This is a genomic window from Paenibacillus sp. GCM10028914, from assembly GCF_042666275.1.
Classification (GTDB): domain Bacteria; phylum Bacillota; class Bacilli; order Paenibacillales; family Paenibacillaceae; genus Paenibacillus_AQ.
In genome coordinates this window covers 161,773-184,064 of the sequence record NZ_JBHTFO010000004.1, presented here as the reverse complement: position 1 = coordinate 184,064, position 22,292 = coordinate 161,773, and the positions used below count along the sequence as shown (strand labels likewise).

The window sequence follows — 22,292 nt, the reverse complement described above, 5'->3', positions numbered from 1 at the left end:
AAGAGTGGGGACGAGCCGTCCGCCAACCGCAGTTTCAGGCATTCACGCCAGCTGCTGGAAGCGAAATTACGGCTTCAGTCCCCACTCCTTTTTTACTATTATAATGAATTTTCCCTTGCATCCCCTCTATGATTCGAAATGTAACCATCAATCCTAAGCCAGTTCCCTTTGTTTTGTTAGAGAAATACGGCTCCCCGAGTCTAATCAGAATTTCAGGATCCATTCCTTCCCCATCATCCTGTACATGAATAAACACATGCCCCTGACTACAATAGGCTCGAATATGTATATGCCCCTCTCGCTCCAACGCTTCAATACTGTTCTTAATAATGTTGATTAGCGCCTGCTTAAACTTCGATGAGTTTCCATAAATACAAATATCACTCGGAATATCTACGGAAATGCTCCCTCCTTGCAGCTGTGCTAATGGCGTTAAAATCCCCTCGATATGTTTAAACTCGTCAGCAACCTGAAGCACAGATGTTTTTCCATGTTCTGGTTTAGCGAAGGTCAGAAAATCCGTAATAATGTTTGAGGCTCTATCAAGCTCAACCAGAGCCATATCCAAATATTCGCGATCCAAGGTTTTCGTTTTCCCACATAATAATTGCAAGAACCCTTTGGTCACCTGAAGCGGATTTCGAACTTCGTGTGCTACAGAAGCTGCAAGCTCACTAATTATCTCCATTTTCTCTGAGCGTTGAAGCTCTTCGTTGAACATTTTTAATTCCTTCGAATATTGAATTACCTGCTCATGGTTTTGTGCAAAGACTCTGCCTAATATCAAAATCAAGGCTCCTATGAATCCCGCCACACCCCACTTCCACAGAACAAGCTGATACTCTCTGCCGCTTATAAAAAAACGTAGCAATTCCCCCAGACCAATGCCAGCGAATAGAGCAAATCCAAGATTGAAAATAACAGCGGTCCTATTTCCTTTAAACGCATAAATCATCGAACTTCCGAACAACAGTATAAATTGAATAATCATCATAAGTCCGAGGATCTTTACAGAGAAGAAATAATACAGTTCATAGAGACCATCCGAATATAGAAAGTTTATGAACATGAACATCAGACAGAAAGCCGAGTATCCCATTTGGAATCTGCGCAGTTTTCGCAGGAGTCCTTTCCAGCCTGGACCAAATATATTCTCGAAAAACAAACTAAAGGAAGGTAGTAAAATCAATAGAGATATATCATACAGTTGTGTAAGCAACCTACCATGATTCTCGAAAAGCATGTAAAGAAACGGGGAGTATGTAAACACAAGAATTCCAACGGACAAAATGACAAGTGAGAGGGAAATAACGCTTTCGATATAACGTTTACTTAAGAAGAATGACCAGATCAACATCACACAGGCTATAAAAATAAAGGTGCTTCCGAGTACGATATCTGACAGATTGTTTTGGACAAATTGGATAAGCAGACCATGAAAATCGCCAATATACATTCGGTCCTGTAAGTTAACATGGTCGATTGAGGATTCAATCCATATGTATAAATATGTAGCGGATAGGTTTTTCTGAAGAGGAAGTAAAATCTGATTTAACTGATAGTTATAAGAACGGCTTGATTCATAAATTTTCTCTTGATCCGCAAAAATCGAAATTCGTTTTCCATAAATTTTATCGAACAGTATACCTGGTGTCGCGGAGTTTAAAGTTGGAATATCCACTCTAATCCACACCGAGTCCTTAGATTCTGGTTTTTGGATCCTAGTGTCAGTACGTTGCCATTCATCAGCTTTTACATTTGAAGGTATATTCTCGGGCGCTTGTCCTTCGGAATTACCCCATTGCACCTCCCATTCCTTAATGCTCTTTGATTCTGCAGGTGCTCCGTTTGCTATACTAGAAAATCCACACAACAGAGAAACAGCAAGCAAGCACCATATAAAGACTCTAACTTCCAAAACAAATTTCATCATACACCTCAACCATAAAATTATAGAAGATTGTGTTTTCCAAATAATTGTATTTAAAATTAATTCGATATGAATAGGCACTCTACCTTCTAATTTCCTTAAATTTAAAAATTATCCCTTATTTGTTGATGCTTGCACAAAAAAATGGTCGCCTAAGAATGGTTTCTCAAGCGACCTAACAATGCATATTACATTTTTCGAGTACTCGATCACTCTCGAGCCAGTGGAATGCTGATCACGACTTCTGTCCCAATACCTTTATGGCTCGTAAAATCGATTTTCCCCTGCATGGCTTCAATAATCCGGAATGTGACCATCAATCCAAGCCCCGTTCCTTTGGTCTTATTGGAGAAGTAAGGCTCCCCAAGCCGCTCTAGCTCGCGAACATCCATCCCGACCCCATTATCCCGAATATGTATGATCGCCTGTCCCTTTTCGGTATAGGCCCATATTTTAATGGTTCCCTCCCCGTTCAAGGCTTCAATACTGTTCTTAACCAGGTTGACCATCGCCTGCTTTAGCTTGGATGAATTCCCAAGAATATATATTGTCCTAGGTACATCAAGGTGAATAGTACCGCCGCCAATGTTCGCTAAAGGCATTAATATCCCTGTCACATGACGCAGTTCTTCAGACAAATTGAGCCTCGATACTTGCTCCATCTCAGGTTTGGCAAATGTAAGGAAATCAGTAATAATCGCCGCTGCACGATCGAGTTCCTTCAGTGCCAGACTTAAATATTCCTGCTGTGATTGATTGGATCTTTCTCCAAGAAGCTGCATAAACCCTCTCGTTACCTGTAATGGGTTACGCACCTCATGAGCAACCGATGCAGCTAACTCACTAATGATTTCCATTTTTTCGGAACGCTGAAGTTCATTATTAAACATCTCAAGTTCCTTCGAATATCTCACTACTTGTTCGTGGCTTTGAACGAATTTCCGTCCAAGCATAACGATGAGGGAGATAATTAGCGCTAGAACCCCCCACTTCCAGAGGTATAAATGATATTGACCGTTTTTTGTATAGAAGGTGACTAGGTCGGCTAAAGCTGCAGTTGTCAGCAAGCTGAAACCTATCGTAAAGATATAAGCATCCTTGCTTCGTTTAATCGTATAGGTAATCGTAATTCCAACAAGAATTAACATCTGGAAGATAATTATAACTCCGAGCATACTCACCGAAACTACATAATACGCACTGAAAAACCGATCATCGGTATACTGATTAAAGAACATGAACGCAAGACATATCAAGGAGTAGGCCACATGAAAGATTCTCATGTACCGGATCAGACCAAACGGACCTTGACCGTACATTTTTTCGAAATAATATGTTAACGCAGGGACAAAAACAAAAATAGATATATCAAAAAGCGTTACCCAGATCTTCCCGTATTCTCCGCAAAAGGTATACAAGAATGGTGAGTATGTTATGAGTTGTATCCCGCATCCGCAAATCACCAGACTGAGAGACATCCATGCGGGCATCGTTTGTCTGGGGAGAAAAAGGCAGGAAAAGAACATGACAAGAGCGATAAATAAAAAGACGCTACCCATGACAAAGTCACCCAGATCCTTCTGGATGTATGCCCCACGAAGATCCCCGAATTCTCCAATCGTCATCCGGCCGTCAACGCCGTTCGCACCTCTCGGTGTTTCAACCCATATGTATATCGTCTTCCCCAGATCCTCTTGTTCAATGGGAAGCAGTAAACGATGTTTCAAATACATATAATCCCGGTTTTTCTCATAAAGAAGTTTGTTCTCTATGAAAACAAGGACGTCTTTCCCTGTCACTTGTGCAAGAGAAATTCCAGGTTCATTCCACTCACCTGTCGGAAGAGTAACTCGAAACCACCCAGACACAGCATCTTCCGGCTTAGATGAGACCTCCTGTTCTTTTACTTTCAGCCAATCCTGAGAATTTCTCACTGCTGCAGGATTGATTACTTCCAGCTTCTCTTTCTCCCACTTCACCTGCCAATCAGGTAAAAACGTGTTCGATCCCTCGGCGACCGTTGGCAATAACAGGTGCAGGAGTAGCGCCGGTAGTACAATAACAATCAATACGACGAAATACTTAGGCACAGCCTTCATTCGGTTAGCACCTCTACTCCTGTTCGTAGTCCAAAACCTTGCAATCTCTTTCAAAATCATTATAGCCTCTATAAATATATCATGAAATCAGCATACTGTTATTTAAATTCTCCCAATGAATCAAATCTATTTGTAATCTATGTAACGAAGAAGTATTATTATTAACTGATATACTCGTATCATTATGCGTATTCGCTCCTTAGGCATTAACCTTCTGTACAAGGTAGGAATGAATATTCCTTATATCACATATATGGAACTGCTGACACCAGGGGATTTGGAAAGATCCCAAACCGGGCTTTGCATATGCATCTATGATTGGTAGTAAAATATTCAAAAAGGTATTTAAAAGATAACAATACAGAAAGGAGCTGTCCCCATTGCGATTAGCTTCTATAGTGAAAGATCTTGATTTTGATCTCGTTAAAGGTGATCTAAATATTGAAGTGGAGGCAGTCGCCTTCGATTCCCGAGAAGTGATTCAAAACAGTGTCTTCGTAGCTATATCCGGCTTCACTGTTGATGGACACAACTTTATTCCTAAAGCTATCAGTCTGGGAGCAAATGTCATCATCGTAGAAAAGGACGTTCAGGTGGACGAGGCTGTTACCGTGCTTAAAGTTAAGGATACGCGAGATGCTCTTGCGCTCTTATCATCGAATTTCTACGATATGCCTACAAATAAGTTAAATATGATCGGAATTACTGGAACTAATGGAAAAACTTCAATTAGTTATTTCATGAAGTCCATTCTTAAACAAGCTGGCCAACATGTAGGTATCATTGGAACGATCGGTACAATGATCGGAGATCAGCTGAAAAAGAACAAAAACACAACACCGGAATCACTCTATCTACAGCAAATTTTTGCGGATATGGTAAAGTCGGACATCAGTCACTGTGTAATGGAGGTATCTTCCCATGCACTTAGTCTTAAACGAGTGGCATACAGCCGTTTCCACACTGGGATTTTCACGAACCTAACCCCGGATCACCTGGAACTGCACAACAGCATGGAAGAGTACTTTGAGGCGAAGGCTCTCCTTTTTGATCTAACTACAGATTACAATATCATCAATGTAGATGACCCTTACGGTCAAAGACTTATTGATAAGGTGAAGCATTACACCACAAAACTGATTACATACGGTATCGACAACAAGGCAGATGTGTACGCCACCGACATCCGTTATTCCATAGATTCTACCGTTTTCAAAGTACACACACCCAGCGGAAGCATAGAAATCAAGGTTAACCTTCCTGGCAAAATCTATGTATTAAATAGCCTTGCAGCCATCGCCTGTGCATATTGCAATGGTATCGACCTCGAAATAATCAAGGATGGTATACAAGCAGTTGAAGGTATTAAAGGCCGTATGGAGGTTGTTTATAAAGACCACGATAATTTAGTCATTGTTGACTTTGCTCATACCGAGGACAGTCTGGAAAAAGCATTGTTGACACTTCGACCTTATGCTAAGGGACGTATCATTCTCGTATTTGGTGTCTACGCTGCAGCTGGTGAACTCGGACATGATAAACGCATTTCCATGGGCAAAGTAGCTGCTGAGCATGCTGATTTCTCTGTGGTCACTTCGGACAACCCTAAAGACCAGGACCCGGATGCAATCATTGCTGAGATCATAGCTTCCATGGATGAAGCTGGTGGTTCTTATAAAGCCATTGTTGACCGTAAGGAAGCTATCGAATATGCTCTGAGCATCAGTCGTAAGAATGACATCGTCCTAATCACGGGTAAAGGTCACGAAACTACGCAAGTAATCGGAAAGACAGAAATTCCTTTTAATGAAGCTGAGATTGTGAATGAATTCAAAAAGAGGCAGTTGTTGAATAATGGATAAGAAAAAATTAGGCATCATCGGCGGTATGGGTCCTCAGGCAACCTCGGTGTTTTTCGAGAAATTGATTGAGAATACAGAAGCCGAGTGTGACCAGGATCATATTGATATGATTATCCTGAATCATGCCACCCTCCCTGATCGCACCAAAGTCATCTTAGAGGGCCGCAGCGAACTATTCTTGGACGCGGTTGAGAAGGATTTAAAATTGCTGGAGCTGGCGGGAGTTTCGAATATCGCTATTCCTTGCAATACATCCCATTATTTCTATAACGAAATGCAGCAGATGACAAGCATCAACATCATCAACATGGTGGACGAGACGGTAAAAGCAATTCATGAACGTTATGGTGACGGTAGCAAGATCGGTATCCTGGCAACCAACGGGACGGTCCGTACCGGGATTTATCGTGACACCTGCGATCGATATGGCATGACGTTATACGAACCGGACTCATCCATTCAGCAGAAAGTTATGGATATTATATACAATGATGTAAAAGGCCATAAAAATGTAGACCCTAGTAAGCTCGAATCTCTTATTCATCATCTTGTGTATGAAGAGAACTGTAAATGTGTCATTCTGGCATGTACTGAATTATCTTGTATTCATTTGAGTGATTTCTACAAGGAATGCTCCATCGATGCGATGGAAGTACTTGTGAACAAATCCATTTCATTATCCGGAAAAAATATAGCCGCAGTTTAATAATGGGTCATCATACGACGAAGATCATTTTAATATTCTGGATACAAAAAAAGACCATTTCTTCAGGCATTACCTGAGAAATGGTCTTTTGTCATTGTTGCAAGTCAATACACCTTTATGAATGAGATGAGCTTGGTCTAAGTCCCGCTTTATCAACCAGTTCCTTACTCTCCTTGTTTAGTCCAATCATTCTAACCTGCTTCCCTGCTCTATTGTATTTATCCATTACTTTAGCAATAGCGCTGGTAGCAGAGTGATCCCACACATGAGAATGAGAGAAATCAATGATCACCTGATCTGGATCTTCATGAACATTAAACAGACCAATGAAATAACTCATCGTACCGAAAAAGAGTTGCCCTCTAATTTCGTAAACTTTTGCTCCGCTCGAGTTCTGACTGTGAACAGCCTGTATCCGGGCCATTTTCCATCCAAAATTAACCGCACTAAGAACAAAACCGGTAACTACACCTATGGCCAGATTCGAAGTTGCCACGACAATAACAACCGTTATGACCATAACCACTGCATCTCCTCGAGGGATCTTATGTAGTGTGCGAAGAGAACCCCAATCAAATGTACCAAACGATACCATGAACATCACGCCTACTAGAGCAGCCATCGGTATTTGCTGTACGACATCTCCAAGGACAATGATTAGAAACAGAAGCAAAACACCAGATACCAGCGTCGACAATCTAGTACGTCCACCTGACTTTATATTAATAACAGTTTGTCCGATCATTGCACATCCAGCCATACCGCCAAAAAAACCAGTCAAAATGTTAGCAATGCCTTGTCCTCTGATCTCACGATTTTTGTTACTTTCAGTCTCTGTCAATTCATCCACAAGGGACGCAGTAAGCAAAGATTCAGTAATACCAACGACAGCAAGAGCCAGTGAAATCGGAAGAACTGTCATAATCATATCCAGATTGAACGGAACTTCAGGCAAATGAAAAATAGGCAATGATTGCGTAAGGCTGCCCATATCGCCTACTGTTGCAACTGGTATTTTAAAGCTGACGGTAATAATAGTCATGACTATTATAGCAATAAGTGCAGAAGGTACAGCTTTCGTCAGTCGCGGAAGCAGATAAATAATGAGCAGCGTTCCCGCTACCATTAGATACATGGGCCACGACTCTCCTTTGAAATTCGGAATCTGAGCCATGAAAACAATAATCGCAAGCGAATTTACAAAGCCTGTAATAACGGATTGCGGTACGAAAGTGATAACTCTACCAAACTTCATTACACCTAGCAGCCACTGAATAATCCCCGTCAATATCGTAGCAGCAAACAAATACTCAATCCCATGCTTTACGACAAGTGGGCCCATTAAGGATGCCATCGCACCAGTAGCTGCAGAAATCATCCCGGGACGTCCTCCGAAGAATGAAATACTGACAGCAATAACAAACGAAGCATACAAGCCTACCATCGGATCAACCCCTGCCATAATCGAAAAGGCAATGGCCTCAGGTATGAGTGCAAACGCCACCGTTAATCCGGACAGAAAATCTTTACGAACATTACCAAAAAAACCTTGTTTAAACCATTGAATCAAATTGCTGGCACTCCCTCTATGTTGTAATTTGACACTCACTTTCAGAATTGTAAGGGCCGATAGTCACTTTTTCGATTATAGCTTAATGGTTACGGTTTATCACTCAAAATAATATTTATTAACCTGACTTAGAAATCAGAGAGCAATCTATCATAGATGGTATCCAAGTGGGGACAATATAGATCACAAGTCGCTTGCTGATGCTAAAATACAAGGATTCAATCACCGTAGAGGGGGTAAAGTTCCAGTATACGAAGTAATACTTAATTTGAAAGGAGATGTGTGAGATGCGTGATGAGATGAACCGAAATACGTATGCGGATTTGGTACATCTGCAATATGAGAAAATGAATCCTGTTGATCCAATGACTGATATCCCCGAAGATGAGCTTAAAAATGCAGGGAAAAATACCAGTCAAAGTCTGAGCAGTGAAGATGCTGACCATAGCGGATTCAGTCAAAACGAAGCTGGACCTGCCGATGCCCACAAGGACGAAAAACTCGATCCGGACTATAGCGCACTAGAAGCATGGCGTGCAACAGGGGCACAGCCTGATAACCGCAAACTCGGCGAAGAGGATCATGTCAATCCGACTGACAGACAAATAAGTAGTGATTATGATGAAGAAAATAGTGACTTTGAAGCCGAAAAAATTGGCACACTGCCACTAGATCATGTTCCAGCAGATGCTGCCTTTACGCTCGGTAAAGAAGCAAATGCAACTTATCCGCGCCGGGATCCCATTTACAATCCGGCATATCATGACGATACAGAATCTCTAAGTAAACGAGACGCTCTAGATGCGTCGTCGTCCCATTCTGAACCGGTGGATTCAGCCGAAATGCCACTGGAAGATGTCCCGGATGCGGATGAACTTCAAGCCGGCAGTCCTGTTGACCCTGCTACTCCCGATGGTTTAGACCAACATGGAATTGATCTTCTGAACGGTATTGGTGGGGTAGATGATGAGACAGGCCGAAAGTTGCCGGATAATTTTTAATCCGATTCACTCATAATTCGGATAGAACAAAGAACCGCTTCGCTGAACCAGGCGAGGCAGTTTTTCGCACTTTCATCATGCCAAATTGATCCTTTCATCATACAATAATGCAGATGACCATGGAAGGATGATATACATGAAGGGAATTCTGTCTTTACAAGGAGGACGTCTCATTACGCTTCAACAGCGACTTGCCACTTTAAAAGGACATCTCGTAGAGATAAATGCGCCCAATACGGGACTTGAACCTGGACGGCTAGAACACATATACAAATCTAATTTCATTAAGGTACAGGGCGAATTATTTGTTCCTAACAGCCTTAACTCCATACGTGTGTTCGATACCAAGCCTCCACGCAAAAGCATTATTGTTGGAGTAAGAACTACATTTCCGAGTGGCAGCGCATTTAACCGGATTCGCCTGGTTCGCATCGGCTCTGATTTTATAGAACTGATGGGAAAAGGAAAATCCCCTTCCCGAATTTTATTTCCACTGAACAAAGTGGAAGGTATTTATCGAGCGAAGTAGCAGAAACTGCTTAGATCTCCGCATTTCTTCAGAACAAGTTATGATAATCCCCTGCATGAATTGGCAGGGGATTTCTATTTTTAGGTGCTATCAGGACGAGGATCTAGTCCCTCGGCGGCATTTTCCGTACAGCAGGACATGTGTTAAGATACAACCAAGAACCATATTATAGGGGGAACCAGCACAATGAAACAAAGGAACAAGCTAATGATCGTCCTATTTTCCGTTATGACCCTGCTAGTGATCTTAAGTGGCTGTGGCGTGGACGAAGAAAGAGAAAACAATAATAGTAGTAATGCCAGCGGATCTACAACCGAGTCTACAAACGAGTCCTCAGACGAATCCAAAAGCGAGCCTTCAACCGAACCTACAACCGAGGAACCAACAACGCCTTCAAATTTGGTTGTGCCTGATCCTGAAGCAAGCCATCCTGTCGTTACTATTGAAATGGACAGCGGCAAAATCATTAAACTCGAGCTTTACCCTGAGGTTGCTCCCAATACAGTTAACAACTTCATTTCTTTAGTAAAAAAGGGCTTTTATGATGGAGTTGTCTTCCACCGTGTTATTCCCGGCTTCATGATTCAAGGCGGTGATCCGGATGGCACAGGCGGAGGCGGCCCAGACTATAGCATTGCGGGTGAGTTCACCTCTAACGGCGTTCAGAATGATCTGGAGCATACTCGTGGAGTACTTTCGATGGCCAGAACCAACGATCCGAACTCTGCTGGTTCTCAGTTCTTTATTATGCATGCCGACGCTCCTCATCTGGACACCCAGTATGCTGCTTTTGGTAAAGTAACGGAAGGTATGGAGGTTGTGGATGAGATTGCTGCACTTCCTACTGATGGCAGTGACCGCCCTGATCCACTACCAACGATGAAGAAGGTAACGGTAGACACACTGGGTAAAGAGTATCCAGAACCTGAAAAGCAATAAATTCAAGTATGAATCAATTCCAAAAGAGGACAAGCCTGCATTATACATTGATGCAGCTTTGTCCTCTTCTTTCTATATAGATGAACGAATGCGCGAAGGCTTTTCAATGACGATAAGACATGTACTATCAGGGAGAGTGACAGGGTTTCCTGTCTCATCCATAAACACGATCCTACCTGTTAGAGCTTCGGAATATCCTTCTTGTAGATAATGTTTATTCACCAGAAATTCGGCATCATTGTCTAGCGTTTCACGAATCATGGATTCGTATTGTGATGGTGTGAAATAACCAAACTGTTCCTGTACCTCATGTATGTACGCTTCCTCGCCCCAGGTATAGGTATACAAGAACTCCATCGCATCATTTATCGACATACTTACCTCATTCTCTGCCACGACCACATAACTGATCTTTCTTCCCTTAAAATCTTCTGCATATCGTGACAGCCACTGCATACCATCCTCTTCGAGAAACCGGATACGCCGAACCTGATTTTCCGGCTCTGTCATAATTCCGTCTCGGATAATGATTCTGCCGCCCGGCGACAAAACATCATAAGCACTTTTAAGAGCAGCCTTTACAGTCGCAGGATTAAAACGTGAGCCTTCAAAATCAACATAAGAGAACAACTCATGTAATATGGATGAGAAGATAACTGTATCCACACTCCCCGGTTCTACATCTTGTCCGAGATTCAGGGCATCTCCTTTTACGACTCCCCAGCTTCGTCCCTCCATCCGCTTTCTCTTCTCCAGAGCTTCAATAACATTGGAGGAAATATCTATACCTACAGCATGTACTTCTGGAAGTTGCTCTTCAATCAGATCAAGGAGTATGCCTCCACCTGGCCCAATATCGACTACCTGTGAACCGACTATATATTCTAGAATAACTTTTTTGTAATCACCGGAGCTGTTCATATCCTGTAAATAGGTCTCTTCATTGTGGAAACGATCATACGCATCTCGGCGAAGTCCGAAAAGATCGAACAACATCAGAACGGCTTTTTCGTAGAGCGGTGATTTTTCAGCTTCAATACAAAACTCAATCAATTTCTCTGCGGCTTGAGAAAATTCAAATGTAAAAAAGACCGTGTTGTCAAGCCCCGCTTTTTGCTCCAATCGATAACGTAAATGCGGACTATCTCCAGAATCACCTTGAAGGCACGCATCCCAATTCATATGGCGCAAGTACTGCTCAATCATTCTTTTTTTATATACGTTCAACTTCTTAACACCCTTATAATCGTAATACATATCGTTCATAAGAGGTTCAAAACTCAGATGTCGAACAACATTACCTTGCTCCCATTTAGCACGATCAGCAATCGATTTAATAGCCGTTTCAGAATTCAATCCCGAACACTCAATCATCCCATGCAGGCTGATCAACAGTACCTTTATAAATTCTTCTACGGAGAAATCCTGCAGTGCCGCTTCTACATACCATAGTGTCAGATCATCAAGTGGAGTCAAGGCAGCGGAAAGTTCTGTTTCCGATTCGATTCGGGACAAAGCTAAATGAAACGATTCCCCCTCCTGGATACATCCAGCACGAAGGCGTTCCAGCCGTTTGATATATGTTCGCTCTTCCGGCTCCTCTCCAGAGGCTATAGCTGTAATAATCTCCCTCGTCTCGCTTGCGACGGTACTCCATAGTTCCTCTGACACGCCAGCCATAATACAGCGGTTGAGCGGAACGAGTAACCGGGTAAGTTCCTCCGAGGTCAGATACCCTGCATTAACTAACTCTGTTAAGTTGTGATTCTCGCGAAAGACGACCTCACCCCGAATATATTGACCCACAAGGCCGTGCGTTGAAATAAGGGTATAGATAATCTTGTGACGATAGCTCATTTCTCCATATCGTTCTCCAATATACCTTGCATAAAGCTCCCCCGAACCTATGTTATGAACAAACAGATTGATACCCGATTCCTGCCATCTGATACGTTCTCGAATCGTACCTCCTTTTGCCGTTTCAGACCAGATGAGCACGTCCTCGAGTACTTCTCTGATCCAAAAGGAGACCGGTAAATCATTAAGAATCTCCAAAGTCCGCTCCACATAATCGAGTACAGGATTAGCTTGTGTCAATTCGCTAATGGAAGTAATGCGCTCTAAGTTCACAATTCGTTCTTCAGCAGAAACGATTAATCTAAGCCAATCATATTTATCTATAACAGACGAATCTCCTTGCCTATAGGCGGATATAGCTTCAAGTGATCGTAACATGTTACCCCTCTTTCCCCGATACGTTGTTATATGAATCGATCCGAATTTTCATCGATATGATTATAACAGAACAGAATCTCATATGATCTCTTGATTTGGTATCAAAGCCTTGTACAAGGTATAATTTAAGAAGAAAACCATACCAAAACCAATAAGGAGTGAATCGCATGAGCTTAAAAAATAAAACAGCCATCATCACCGGAGCAGGAAAAGGGATCGGACGGGCATTAGCGATTGCCCTCGCAAAGGAAGGCGTTCATCTTGGCCTCATCTCCCGGACAGGAGCCGACCTTGAAGCCCTTGGACAACTCGTTACAGAACAATATGGTGTTAAAGCGATCGCTGCCATAGCCGATATATCTGTACAGAGCGAAGCAGAAGCGGCGTTCTCCACAATCAGTCAGGAACTTGGAGCGATTGATATCCTCATCAATAATGCAGGCATTGCCCAATTTGGTAACTTGCTTGAAATGGATCCGGAGCAATGGAAACGTATCGTAGATGTTAATCTGATGGGTACCTATCATATGCTTCGTGCCGTACTACCAGGTATGATCGAACACCGTAAAGGGGATGTCATCAACATTTCCTCCACTGCTGGAGAACGCGGGTTTGCAACAGGTTCGGCATACAATGCCTCCAAGTTTGCTGTGATGGGTCTGACTGAGGCAGTACTGCAAGAAGTGCGTAAGCACAATATCCGAGTTACCGCACTGACACCAAGCACAGTAAATACAGATTTAGCCGTTAACGCAGGACTCAAGATCGGTGATGAGGAACATATGATGCAACCGGAAGATGTTGCTGAGTTGGCTCTAGCCGCGCTTAAGCTTCCTGCTCGTGTCTTCGTAAAAACCGCAGGGATCTGGACTACTAACCCTCAATAAATGAATCTTTTGTATTTCATACATGGCCTCTAAACATATCAAAGCCGTCAATTCCTTTATAGGGATATGACGGCTTTGTTTATATATCAACAGTCTAGTCTAATGAGCTGACACCAAAAGAACCTACTACATACATAGTGAACGGTGTGCAAACAGAATTGGCATGATATAATGACTTGGTGCCTACATAGCCTTATGTTGATAGAAAGAAGATGAATAACACCTTATGATCAGTGACATCCTTCTGGAAGTAGTTCTACCTATTTTTGTCCTTATCGGTTTCGGAATCCTTATGCAGCGTGCGTTTAAATTGGACCTATACACATTGGCTAAAATCAATTTTTATTATATTACCCCGGCCGCTGTATTTATGAGTATGTATGAGTCTGAAATGTCGCCTAAACTGCTGGGGACCGTTACTCTGTTCTATGCAATATATGTATCTGCTCTTTATCTCATCGGTCGTCTAACTGCAACACGCCGCAAATTTAGCCGCGGGATGAGAGCTGCCTTTACGAACAGTCTTATTTTAGATAACTCCGGGAACTATGGTATGCCCATTAATGACCTTGTCTTTAAAGGGGATCCTCTGGCCAGCTCTGTTCAAGCGCTGATCATGTCTCTGCAAAGTCTGCTTACCTTTACCTATGGAGTCATCTCCATTCAAGGCGCAAAAACGGAAGGCTTATACCGACACGCAATAATCGGTTTTCTAAAAATGCCGGTACCCTACGCGCTTATTCTGGGCCTGCTCATGCACGCTTTCGCGGTACCGTTGCCTGTCTTTGTGTCCAGGCCGCTGATCTATGCCGACCAGTCTCTAGTCGCCATCGCATTGCTGACGCTTGGTGCTCAGATCATTAAGTACCCGCTGCGGCTGCGCCGACTGGATGTATATCTCAGTGTAGCACTCCGGCTGCTAGCAGCGCCTGCCATTGGTATTCTCATCGTATTCGCTCTTGGTCTTAAAGGTATACCCGCTCAAGCCCTTATTATTGCCTCAGGCATGCCGGTTGGTGTAAACACATCGATCCTTGCGGAAGAATATCAGAATGAACCTGATTTTGCCGCACAAACCGTGCTCCTGTCGACTATATTAAATGTTATTACTATCACTGGCTTAATATCTTTAGCCAAACTTGTAGCTTAAACAGACTTGTATTCTGGAGGAGATCATATGAATTTTAATTTTGACTTGAACATTGACCGCAATCGTACGGCTTCACTGAAATGGGATCATATTCCTACCGTCTTTGGTGTAGAAGAAGCCCTGCCAATGTGGGTGGCAGATATGGACTTTGCCGCACCCCCAGCCGTCGTCCGTGCCATGCATGACAGAGTCGAGCACGGAGTCTTTGGATATACGCTTCAAACTGACAGCTATCGTGAAGCGATCACGAACTGGATGGGTAACCGTCATAACTGGAGCATAAAACCAGAATGGATTCAGTACTGCCCAGGTGTCGTACCGGCACTTAGTCTGATTGTCGAAGCTTTCACCGAGCCAGGTGATCAAGTGGTCATCCAAACACCTGTATATCCACCTTTTTATAATGTGGTGAAGGATCATAACCGTGAGCTTATTCTAAATCCGCTAATCAGGAACGAACAAGGTGATTATGAGATGGATTTTGAAGATCTTGAACGCAGCCTCTCTGGCGGTCAGGTGAAAATGATCATTCTATGCAGTCCACATAATCCGGTCGGTCGGGTATGGACCAAAGAGGAGCTATCCCGTATTGCAGCTTTATGTGAACAATATGATGTGCTCGTGGTATCCGATGAAATTCATGCCGATCTGATTTTCAAAGCGGGCTCACACACACCATTTGCTTCGCTCTCGGAAGATGCAGCCAACCGTTCTTTCATCTGTACAGCACCGAGTAAAACGTTTAATATCGCTGGGCTGAACACCGCGAACATTATTATTCCAAATGATACGCTTCGCCGTCGATTCGAGAAGGCGCTGCAGCGATATGCACTTGGATCTATTACACCTATAGGTGCTGCGGCTACTGAAGCAGCCTACCGTGAAGGTGGAGAATGGCTAGATGCTCTGTTGGATTATATCCGTGGAAACATGGAATATATCAAAACGTATTTAGAGCAAAATATTCCTGAAGTGAAGGTAACCCTTCCAGAAGCAACTTATCTCCTCTTTATCGATTTCCGGGGACTTAAGATGAGCAATGATGATTTGAATAAGTTCCTCGTTCATAAGGCTAGAATCGGTCTGAACAACGGAATCACTTTCGGCAAGAACGCTGATGGTTTCATGCGTATGAATGTGGCTTGTACTCTGGCTACAACCAAAGAGGCAATGGCACGTCTTCATTCAGCGGTGGAACAATGGCGAGAAGAAAGTAAATAAAAGCTAAGTATATATATCAGTATTACAATATTTAAAAGAGGGTGCCCAAAGGTTAATTTACCTTTGAGCACCCTCTTGTCTGTTCTAGTGCTTTGCGTATGCAAGATATATACGGTTTGATTTAGTTTAGGAATAGCTGGTTGAATCCGTTCCGGATGTAAAATTATCTGGTATATTCTCCGCGTAAGTCGCTTCACTTTCGTTTTGCTTGCCACGACCCGCTTGATATCCGGCATCCATCATCGCACTGTTCAGTTGATGGAGTTGACTACTTACCATGTCCATTTGTCTAAACATCTGCCTTTGCTGGTAAGCTTCAGGATAGGAGCTTTGTTGCCGAGACTCATCCATTTCCTCAAAAGAAGTCTTTTGTTCCCCCAGTACCTGACGATATCGCTCTGCCGTTTCTGAACGAATGTCCGAGACGAGATTCAACATTCCGGATAGCGCCATCCGGCATTTCACCAATTCTTGTCTTACTGAATCTGATGTTTCGGAAGTAATTTGAGCTTGAGCATTCTTCAGTTCCACATCCAACTGTCCCAGATCATTTAGTACTGCCCCCATACTCTCTGCACTTCCATTCTGCTGCATCTCTGTCAGCATACCGGATACCTGGTTCAATTTATTTGCTATCGCTTCAACACTAGACATATTAGACTCTCCTTTCAATTCTATGTAACGATGGTCTGCTTAACATTAGCATGCAGAAATCTTTGCTTCATTATGCATGAATTTCATCTGATTCTTTTATTCCATTGAATATGGAAAAAATCGCTCTATTGGAATGCAAACTAAATAACCGATATAATCGTTATAAACTTATCATCAAGGAAAGTAGGTAAATAAAAAGCTATATGGTACAGGTTAAGCGCAGAAAATCGAGATCGACCACACTGATCATCATTGCTATTTTACTTGCTATTTTATATATGCAATTATCAACATCGATTCCAGAAGTTTTGCCAGATCTCGATAAAGAAGATTCACCTCCGGTCACGGAAATTCACCCGGTTGTACTCGCCCAAAAGAATAAACTCGTCGCAAAAACACGGGAAATTGGCATTCAAATCATAATCACCGATGATTATCGAAGTGCTGAAGAACAAAACCGTTTATATAATAAAGGAAGAAGCACGGAAGGGAATATTGTGACGAATGCAAAGGCCGGGGAATCCTTGCATAATTATGGACTTGCTATCGACTTCGCACTCCGTCTAAAGGACGGAAGTGTTATCTGGGATATGGAGTATGACGGAAACGGGAATGGCAAGTCTGACTGGCTAGAGGTCGTGGCGATTGCCAAGGATCTAGGCTTCGAATGGGGCGGCGATTGGACGAATTTCCCCGATTATCCACATCTCCAGATGGACTTTGGGCTCTCCCTACGTGAGTTAAAGCGCGGTAAGCGTCCTCCTGTTGACTCACAAGAATATTTAGAAGCATCGAAGTGATAAACAACATCAAATAAAGAATCATCACAAAAGAGGCACACCCATACGAACTCGGGGTGCCTCTTTGTGTTAAAGTATGAAATTCCCCGCTATTTATTGTTTATTGAAACATATGGATAACTTTGTGCGTTTTAAGGTTGAGGTGATTCCATGAAAAAATCAATTGTATTCCTCTTTCTGATAATGGCTGTTGTTGTGGCAGGCTGTAACGAGAACAAAAATCCTGCTGCAGACCGAACACCAGCTATGATGGATGAGAACATCATGAAGACGAAGGATGAAGTGGTTACAGACGATTTTATATACCGCCTAGTTACTGAACAAGCGAATTATGCTGAGGGCGATTCAGTTCGTATGTATGCCGAGTTAGAGTATACTGGCGATCAGGATGAAATAACTATTTTCCATGCATCCTCACCATTTTACTTTCCAATGACTGAGACGACCCGGGGATATACCATCGTCTATCCCATGACCGAGCCTTTAGTCTCTACGACGCTGACCAAAGGGAAGCCGCTGCGTAGTGAGTACAATGGAGGTGGCGCTTATGATGATAAGGATGACAAAGAATTTGTGGATTTTATGAAAGGTATTATGCGCAATGAGTTCCCCACAGGGACGTATAATGTAACTGGCTACGCTGATTTTTATATAGAACCAGTCGCTGGGTCTACTGAGGACGATGAAGATAACAAAGATTACAACATGAAGGCTCAAATTCGCTTTAGCGTTGAATAACCGAACTGACGCAGGTATTCCAGCTGCAAAAATCAGAGTAAGAACATGGATCGCATATTCCTAGTATGATCAGTATATAATCGTGTTTTACCCATACAAAAGGAGGGGCATCGCCCCTCCTTTTGTATCTAACGAATCCTTAATCTCTGTGTGATGTTAATCCGAACATATATAAATTCACTACTTGCTCAGCCAAATATTCAGGCGTACTCTTACCACATAACAACTCCTGTAATGTCAGCCGTTCAATCGTACCAACCAGACATTCTGCCACGATATCCATATTTGCCTCTGGATGAAAATATCCATCCCTCTGCTCCGCCTTCAAATTCTGTGCAATCATCCTTGTTAGCTCTTCTTTAACCTCACTGGCTTCTTCTCCAATAAAAAAACCGATTTGAGTCAAATCCGGATCCATTAGTAAGAATCCAAACAAATTACGCAGCACGTTCTGGATTACATCTCGCACGTCCTCACGTTGTATACCGGATTCCAGGCGACTGTCTACCACCATTTCCTTCAACTGAGAGCGGAATTTAAGCATTAGTTCGTTAAACACAGCTTCTTTACTGTCAAAATACAGGTAAAACGACGGCTGTGTTAACCCTGCCCGAGAAACGATAGTGCTGATTTTTGTTTTATGATAACCAGACAACGCAAACTCATTTGCAGCTACTGCAAGCAGTCTTGCTCTACTTTTTTGTCCATTTGCACCTTTTTTTCGCAAAGCTATCGATCCCCCCGTCTCGATCTGGACGTGTAATCATTTATGTATACCCATGCAAAATAAACTTGTTAGAATAAAGGAAGAACGATGTTGTTCCTCTTCAAAGGAATGACGGTAAACACGCCACTAGAATCTCTCCCCATATATCCCTCTCGCATCTTATAGATTCTTTCACGTCTCCGCTCTCTACTCTGCTGCTCCATATCAGATCGTTCCACACTATCCAAATACTCGTTGTTAACAGAAGACGTCGGAGAAATTTCAAGATCCAGCTGCTCCATGTACCGCTCATACTGCAGCTCAGTTCCTCTTAATTCGGTTGGAATCCAGCGGGCTGAGGTTATTTCTTGATAGCTCCCATCCGCATTCTTATAATAAAAAAGGAATATGGAATATCCCCTTAAATCGATATCTATATTGTCAGATTCGGGTCCTACACGACCATTCACAACATGATTTCCAAGATACCGATTAACGGTGGCGGGGAGTGACTCCGTAACGTCATAAACTATTAAATATTTATCCTTGTCGTGGGATGATCCATATATCCAAAAGCCATGATCAGTACCTAGCTGCTTCAAAATTCGTGTGCTGATCGTTTCTATGGCTCTATGATTTAGCAAAATCTCGCCATTTTTATCAACTAATGCTGGTTTACCGAGAAAATAAATTGTTTCCTTTTCCGATTCCCCTAATCGTGATGTTATAGTCTGGTTGTTCTGTAGGGACGGTAATTTCCTCTCTACTGCTTCAACCACACGCTTTGCAGTCGGACTATTCTCCAAATAAAGCGATATCATAATTAAAGTTACCAATAGAAATAGACCGTATTTCTTAAGCATGGTTGTTCCTTCCTGTTAGGAATCATTCTCTTGAATACCATTATATGTATTATTAATAAATAGAACAATAGTATTATTTCATAGCATGAATTTTACAACTTAAAACGGATCATTTACGCTACGACTTTACATTGAAACGCTAACCGTTTAACGTAAGTTATAGTGAGCATGTGTATGTGCATGATGAGGGGGAAAGCTTATGAATGAATCTACACCGAAAATACTGATCGTCACCGCAGTTGACGCTGAGAGAGATACCGTACTTCGCGGTCTTGCAGGCAATGAACAATATGAGGTTATTGCTGCGGGGGTCGGACCTTCAGCTGCGGCATCTAGGACAGCTGTAGCATTGTCATCTGGTCATTATAAATATGTCATTAGTGCCGGTATTGGCGGCGGATTTCCAGGACAAGCTCCTATCGGATCTCTCGTTATTGCAAGTAAGATCATCGCGGCAGACCTCGGTTCCGAAACACCGGATGGTTTTCTGAGTGTGGACGAGCTTGGCTTTGGCTCTGCCTGTATACAAACACCTTCTGTAATCTCAGAGCAGCTAACTAGAGCGCTGCAATCTGCCGGCCTATCTGCTATCTGCGCTCCAATTCTATGTGTATCCACGACCACAGGCACCAAGGAAACAGCTGATGCACTGGCTGTGCGAAACCCAGGCGCTGCTGCCGAGGCTATGGAAGGATTCGGGGTAGCACAAGCTGCTCAAGATTTCGGTCTTCCTGTGTTGGAAATCCGTGCAATTTCCAACATGGTTGGCCCTCGCAATCGCGATGCTTGGAAGATTCCCCAAGCTCTGCAGACACTAGAAGCTGCAATCTCAATACTACCGGAGGTACTGACATGAAAATCGCCTTTTCTCCGTGTCCGAATGACACGTTTGTATTTCACGCCTGGGTACACAACCTGATTCCCGGTGCACCTAAACTGGATGTATCATATGCGGATATTGACATCACGAACAATTGGGCCTCTAAGACAGGTTCACCTAGCCATGATATTCTCAAAATATCGTACGCTGCCCTGCCATGGGTTCTCGATGAATATGCCCTGATCCCATGCGGCGGTGCACTTGGACGCGGTTGCGGCCCATTGCTCTTAACTGGATCCTCTGAGGATTCAGCCGAGAATCCAGTAGATCCATCGTTTTTATCAGGACGCAAAGTTGCCGTCCCAAGTGAACGCTCTACCGCTTACTTGCTGTTCCGTTTGTGGGCAGCACAGAACGTTCCTGGTGGTTTCGGTGAAATTATTGTTATGCCTTTTGATCAGATCATGCCTGCGGTCCGCGATGGTGAGGTTGATGCAGGTCTTGTCATCCATGAAGCTCGCTTTACTTACCCATCCTACGGCCTGAACCTGATGACAGATCTCGGCAGCTGGTGGGAAGCTGACACCGGTTTACCGATTCCACTCGGCGCCATTATCGCACGCCGTAGCCTCGACCTAGATCAAATAACTGCATGGACTCAGGCTTCTGTCGAATATGCATGGGCTCATCCCGAAGCTTCTCGCGACTATGTGCTGAGTCATGCGCAAGAGATGGATACAGCAGTCGTGGATGCCCACATTGATTTATATGTGAATTCTTTTACCGGAAATCTTGGCGATGATGGGTATGCGGCTGTGTCTGCATTACTTACCCGTGCAGCAGATGAGGGTCTCGTTCCAAGAATTGATCCTGCCAAGCTTCGTTAAACGATCCGAACGATGGCACATCATCTTTAATCCGGTTACAACATAGCACAACGTAATGACAAAGAGGAACGCCAAAGTTCTCGATGAACTACAGGCGCTCCTCTTTTTTAATACCCTGCTTATCCGACTTTTCAGGTTCTTTCCTGATTGATTAAATAATCATTTAACTGCTTATAGATCCCGACGATATCATCCAACTTCATCCGTACCAATCCGCTTGATGATGGAGCTACAAACTCCTGTACCTCTTCAACTACAGGTTCCTGCTGAAATCCCCATTCTACTTGTGGCCTGCGGCTGAATTCTGTGTAGACTCCCTTGCCGACGAAGCATGCGATTCGCGGACGGTATTGCTTAAGCTTCGCCTTTAATATTTCACGGCCTTGTACATATTCTTCCCGAGTAATGTCTTCCGCTCCACGTGTAGGTCTGGCTACAATATTCGTAAAACCATATCCTAATTTCAAGAGATCACGATCCTCGAAAGCTTCATATAAACGTGGTGTTAACCCCGAGCGGTGTAAAATACGCCAGAAATTATTCCTTGGATTCGCATAATGGTGGCCCACCTCTCCAGAACGCAAGCTTGGATTAAATCCGATAAAGAGAACAGAGAGCCCGTAGTCCAGATGATCCATAATTTTGTCCATTACGTTCCTCCTAGTAGCTGACTTGATGTGTATCGATGGTTTATT

20 protein-coding genes are annotated in these 22,292 nt (G+C 43.1%); 12 read left to right on the top strand and 8 right to left on the bottom strand.

Annotation, left to right across the window (positions count from 1 at the left end; translation table 11 throughout):
- Positions 1–34: 34 nt before the first annotated feature.
- Together ACFQV5_RS03450 and ACFQV5_RS03445 are read right to left on the bottom strand one after the other, a co-directional pair.
- Entirely contained in the window at positions 35–1,933 is a 1,899-nt protein-coding gene (locus ACFQV5_RS03450) for an ATP-binding protein (RefSeq protein WP_379243684.1), read from the bottom strand.
- Between the two features lie 206 nt (positions 1,934–2,139).
- On the bottom strand, positions 2,140–4,029 hold the full coding sequence (locus tag ACFQV5_RS03445; protein WP_379243682.1) for an ATP-binding protein: 1,890 nt from the start codon (positions 4,027–4,029) through the stop codon (positions 2,140–2,142).
- A gap of 380 nt (positions 4,030–4,409) precedes the next feature.
- Between ACFQV5_RS03445 and ACFQV5_RS03440 the strand changes: the two genes are divergently transcribed.
- Positions 4,410–5,891, top strand: a complete 1,482-nt coding sequence (locus ACFQV5_RS03440) for a UDP-N-acetylmuramoyl-L-alanyl-D-glutamate--2,6-diaminopimelate ligase (protein WP_379243680.1) — start codon at positions 4,410–4,412, stop codon at positions 5,889–5,891.
- Entirely contained in the window at positions 5,884–6,597 is a 714-nt protein-coding gene (gene cuyB / locus ACFQV5_RS03435) for a cysteate racemase (protein ID WP_379243677.1), read from the top strand. Before ACFQV5_RS03440 ends, cuyB begins: the two co-directional genes overlap by 8 nt.
- A 115-nt stretch (positions 6,598–6,712) precedes the next feature.
- On the opposite strand, the gene ACFQV5_RS03430 is transcribed toward cuyB, so the two are convergent.
- On the bottom strand, positions 6,713–8,167 hold the full coding sequence (locus ACFQV5_RS03430) for a SulP family inorganic anion transporter (protein WP_379243675.1): 1,455 nt from the start codon (positions 8,165–8,167) through the stop codon (positions 6,713–6,715).
- 287 nt (positions 8,168–8,454) lie between these two features.
- On the opposite strand from ACFQV5_RS03430, the gene ACFQV5_RS03425 reads away from it, so the two are divergent.
- The 3 genes from ACFQV5_RS03425 (at position 8,455) to ACFQV5_RS03415 (ending at position 10,636) form a co-directional block, all read left to right on the top strand.
- Positions 8,455–9,168 (top strand): hypothetical protein, encoded by a 714-nt coding sequence (locus ACFQV5_RS03425; RefSeq protein WP_379243673.1) that lies wholly within the window; start codon positions 8,455–8,457, stop codon positions 9,166–9,168.
- A 136-nt stretch (positions 9,169–9,304) separates the two neighbouring features.
- Positions 9,305–9,697 carry a hypothetical protein gene (locus ACFQV5_RS03420; RefSeq protein WP_379243671.1) on the top strand — a complete coding sequence of 131 codons (393 nt, stop codon included), beginning with the start codon at positions 9,305–9,307 and terminating at the stop codon, positions 9,695–9,697.
- Between the two features lie 186 nt (positions 9,698–9,883).
- The gene (locus ACFQV5_RS03415) at positions 9,884–10,636 is read left to right on the top strand and encodes a peptidylprolyl isomerase (protein ID WP_379243669.1); all 753 of its coding nucleotides are present in this window, start codon (positions 9,884–9,886) and stop codon (positions 10,634–10,636) included.
- A gap of 72 nt (positions 10,637–10,708) precedes the next feature.
- Here ACFQV5_RS03415 and ACFQV5_RS03410 read toward each other — a convergent pair whose 3' ends face one another.
- The gene (locus ACFQV5_RS03410) at positions 10,709–12,871 is read right to left on the bottom strand and encodes a class I SAM-dependent methyltransferase (protein WP_379243667.1); all 2,163 of its coding nucleotides are present in this window, start codon (positions 12,869–12,871) and stop codon (positions 10,709–10,711) included.
- 167 nt (positions 12,872–13,038) lie between these two features.
- Here ACFQV5_RS03410 and ACFQV5_RS03405 point away from each other — a divergent pair, with 167 nt between their 5' ends.
- From ACFQV5_RS03405 to ACFQV5_RS03395, 3 genes are all read left to right on the top strand, one after another.
- Positions 13,039–13,758 (top strand): 3-ketoacyl-ACP reductase, encoded by a 720-nt coding sequence (locus tag ACFQV5_RS03405; RefSeq protein WP_379243665.1) that lies wholly within the window; start codon positions 13,039–13,041, stop codon positions 13,756–13,758.
- 226 nt (positions 13,759–13,984) lie between these two features.
- The gene (locus ACFQV5_RS03400) at positions 13,985–14,908 is read left to right on the top strand and encodes an AEC family transporter (RefSeq protein ID WP_379243663.1); all 924 of its coding nucleotides are present in this window, start codon (positions 13,985–13,987) and stop codon (positions 14,906–14,908) included.
- 27 nt (positions 14,909–14,935) lie between these two features.
- Positions 14,936–16,129, top strand: a complete 1,194-nt coding sequence (locus tag ACFQV5_RS03395; protein WP_379243661.1) for a MalY/PatB family protein — start codon at positions 14,936–14,938, stop codon at positions 16,127–16,129.
- Between the two features lie 126 nt (positions 16,130–16,255).
- Here the strand turns inward: ACFQV5_RS03395 and ACFQV5_RS03390 are convergent, their stop codons facing one another.
- Positions 16,256–16,783 carry a hypothetical protein gene (locus ACFQV5_RS03390; protein WP_379243659.1) on the bottom strand — a complete coding sequence of 176 codons (528 nt, stop codon included), beginning with the start codon at positions 16,781–16,783 and terminating at the stop codon, positions 16,256–16,258.
- 203 nt (positions 16,784–16,986) lie between these two features.
- Between ACFQV5_RS03390 and ACFQV5_RS03385 the strand changes: the two genes are divergently transcribed.
- Together ACFQV5_RS03385 and ACFQV5_RS03380 are read left to right on the top strand one after the other, a co-directional pair.
- Positions 16,987–17,583, top strand: coding sequence for a M15 family metallopeptidase (locus ACFQV5_RS03385; RefSeq protein WP_379243657.1), 597 nt, complete (start codon positions 16,987–16,989; stop codon positions 17,581–17,583).
- A 150-nt stretch (positions 17,584–17,733) separates the two neighbouring features.
- On the top strand, positions 17,734–18,321 hold the full coding sequence (locus ACFQV5_RS03380) for a hypothetical protein (protein ID WP_379243655.1): 588 nt from the start codon (positions 17,734–17,736) through the stop codon (positions 18,319–18,321).
- Positions 18,322–18,460: 139 nt separating this feature from the next.
- On the opposite strand, the gene ACFQV5_RS03375 is transcribed toward ACFQV5_RS03380, so the two are convergent.
- Together ACFQV5_RS03375 and ACFQV5_RS03370 are read right to left on the bottom strand one after the other, a co-directional pair.
- Positions 18,461–19,048, bottom strand: coding sequence for a TetR/AcrR family transcriptional regulator (locus ACFQV5_RS03375; protein ID WP_379243653.1), 588 nt, complete (start codon positions 19,046–19,048; stop codon positions 18,461–18,463).
- 68 nt (positions 19,049–19,116) lie between these two features.
- Positions 19,117–19,890, bottom strand: a complete 774-nt coding sequence (locus ACFQV5_RS03370) for a hypothetical protein (protein WP_379243651.1) — start codon at positions 19,888–19,890, stop codon at positions 19,117–19,119.
- A gap of 199 nt (positions 19,891–20,089) precedes the next feature.
- On the opposite strand from ACFQV5_RS03370, the gene ACFQV5_RS03365 reads away from it, so the two are divergent.
- Entirely contained in the window at positions 20,090–20,746 is a 657-nt protein-coding gene (locus ACFQV5_RS03365; protein WP_379243649.1) for a futalosine hydrolase, read from the top strand.
- Positions 20,743–21,597 carry a 1,4-dihydroxy-6-naphtoate synthase gene (locus tag ACFQV5_RS03360; protein ID WP_379243647.1) on the top strand — a complete coding sequence of 285 codons (855 nt, stop codon included), beginning with the start codon at positions 20,743–20,745 and terminating at the stop codon, positions 21,595–21,597. Before ACFQV5_RS03365 ends, ACFQV5_RS03360 begins: the two co-directional genes overlap by 4 nt.
- 131 nt (positions 21,598–21,728) lie before the next feature.
- Here ACFQV5_RS03360 and ACFQV5_RS03355 read toward each other — a convergent pair whose 3' ends face one another.
- The gene (locus ACFQV5_RS03355; RefSeq protein WP_379243645.1) at positions 21,729–22,247 is read right to left on the bottom strand and encodes a mismatch-specific DNA-glycosylase; all 519 of its coding nucleotides are present in this window, start codon (positions 22,245–22,247) and stop codon (positions 21,729–21,731) included.
- Positions 22,248–22,292 lie beyond the last annotated feature (45 nt).

Bases quoted from the DNA above. Each gene is read 5' to 3' on its own strand.
- ACFQV5_RS03450 (WP_379243684.1), bottom strand. From the start codon at position 1,933: ATGATGAAATTTGTTTTGGAAGTTAGAGTCTTTATATGGTGCTTGCTT.
- ACFQV5_RS03415 (WP_379243669.1), top strand. From the start codon at position 9,884: ATGAAACAAAGGAACAAGCTAATGATCGTCCTATTTTCCGTTATGACC.
- ACFQV5_RS03380 (WP_379243655.1), top strand. From the start codon at position 17,734: ATGAAAAAATCAATTGTATTCCTCTTTCTGATAATGGCTGTTGTTGTG.
- ACFQV5_RS03385 (WP_379243657.1), top strand. From the start codon at position 16,987: ATGGTACAGGTTAAGCGCAGAAAATCGAGATCGACCACACTGATCATC.
- cuyB (WP_379243677.1), top strand. From the start codon at position 5,884: ATGGATAAGAAAAAATTAGGCATCATCGGCGGTATGGGTCCTCAGGCA.
- ACFQV5_RS03395 (WP_379243661.1), top strand. From the start codon at position 14,936: ATGAATTTTAATTTTGACTTGAACATTGACCGCAATCGTACGGCTTCA.
- ACFQV5_RS03370 (WP_379243651.1), bottom strand. From the start codon at position 19,890: ATGCTTAAGAAATACGGTCTATTTCTATTGGTAACTTTAATTATGATA.
- ACFQV5_RS03445 (WP_379243682.1), bottom strand. From the start codon at position 4,029: ATGAAGGCTGTGCCTAAGTATTTCGTCGTATTGATTGTTATTGTACTA.
- ACFQV5_RS03425 (WP_379243673.1), top strand. From the start codon at position 8,455: ATGCGTGATGAGATGAACCGAAATACGTATGCGGATTTGGTACATCTG.
- ACFQV5_RS03405 (WP_379243665.1), top strand. From the start codon at position 13,039: ATGAGCTTAAAAAATAAAACAGCCATCATCACCGGAGCAGGAAAAGGG.
- ACFQV5_RS03420 (WP_379243671.1), top strand. From the start codon at position 9,305: ATGAAGGGAATTCTGTCTTTACAAGGAGGACGTCTCATTACGCTTCAA.
- ACFQV5_RS03390 (WP_379243659.1), bottom strand. From the start codon at position 16,783: ATGTCTAGTGTTGAAGCGATAGCAAATAAATTGAACCAGGTATCCGGT.
- ACFQV5_RS03365 (WP_379243649.1), top strand. From the start codon at position 20,090: ATGAATGAATCTACACCGAAAATACTGATCGTCACCGCAGTTGACGCT.
- ACFQV5_RS03400 (WP_379243663.1), top strand. From the start codon at position 13,985: ATGATCAGTGACATCCTTCTGGAAGTAGTTCTACCTATTTTTGTCCTT.
- ACFQV5_RS03355 (WP_379243645.1), bottom strand. From the start codon at position 22,247: ATGGACAAAATTATGGATCATCTGGACTACGGGCTCTCTGTTCTCTTT.
- ACFQV5_RS03410 (WP_379243667.1), bottom strand. From the start codon at position 12,871: ATGTTACGATCACTTGAAGCTATATCCGCCTATAGGCAAGGAGATTCG.
- ACFQV5_RS03360 (WP_379243647.1), top strand. From the start codon at position 20,743: ATGAAAATCGCCTTTTCTCCGTGTCCGAATGACACGTTTGTATTTCAC.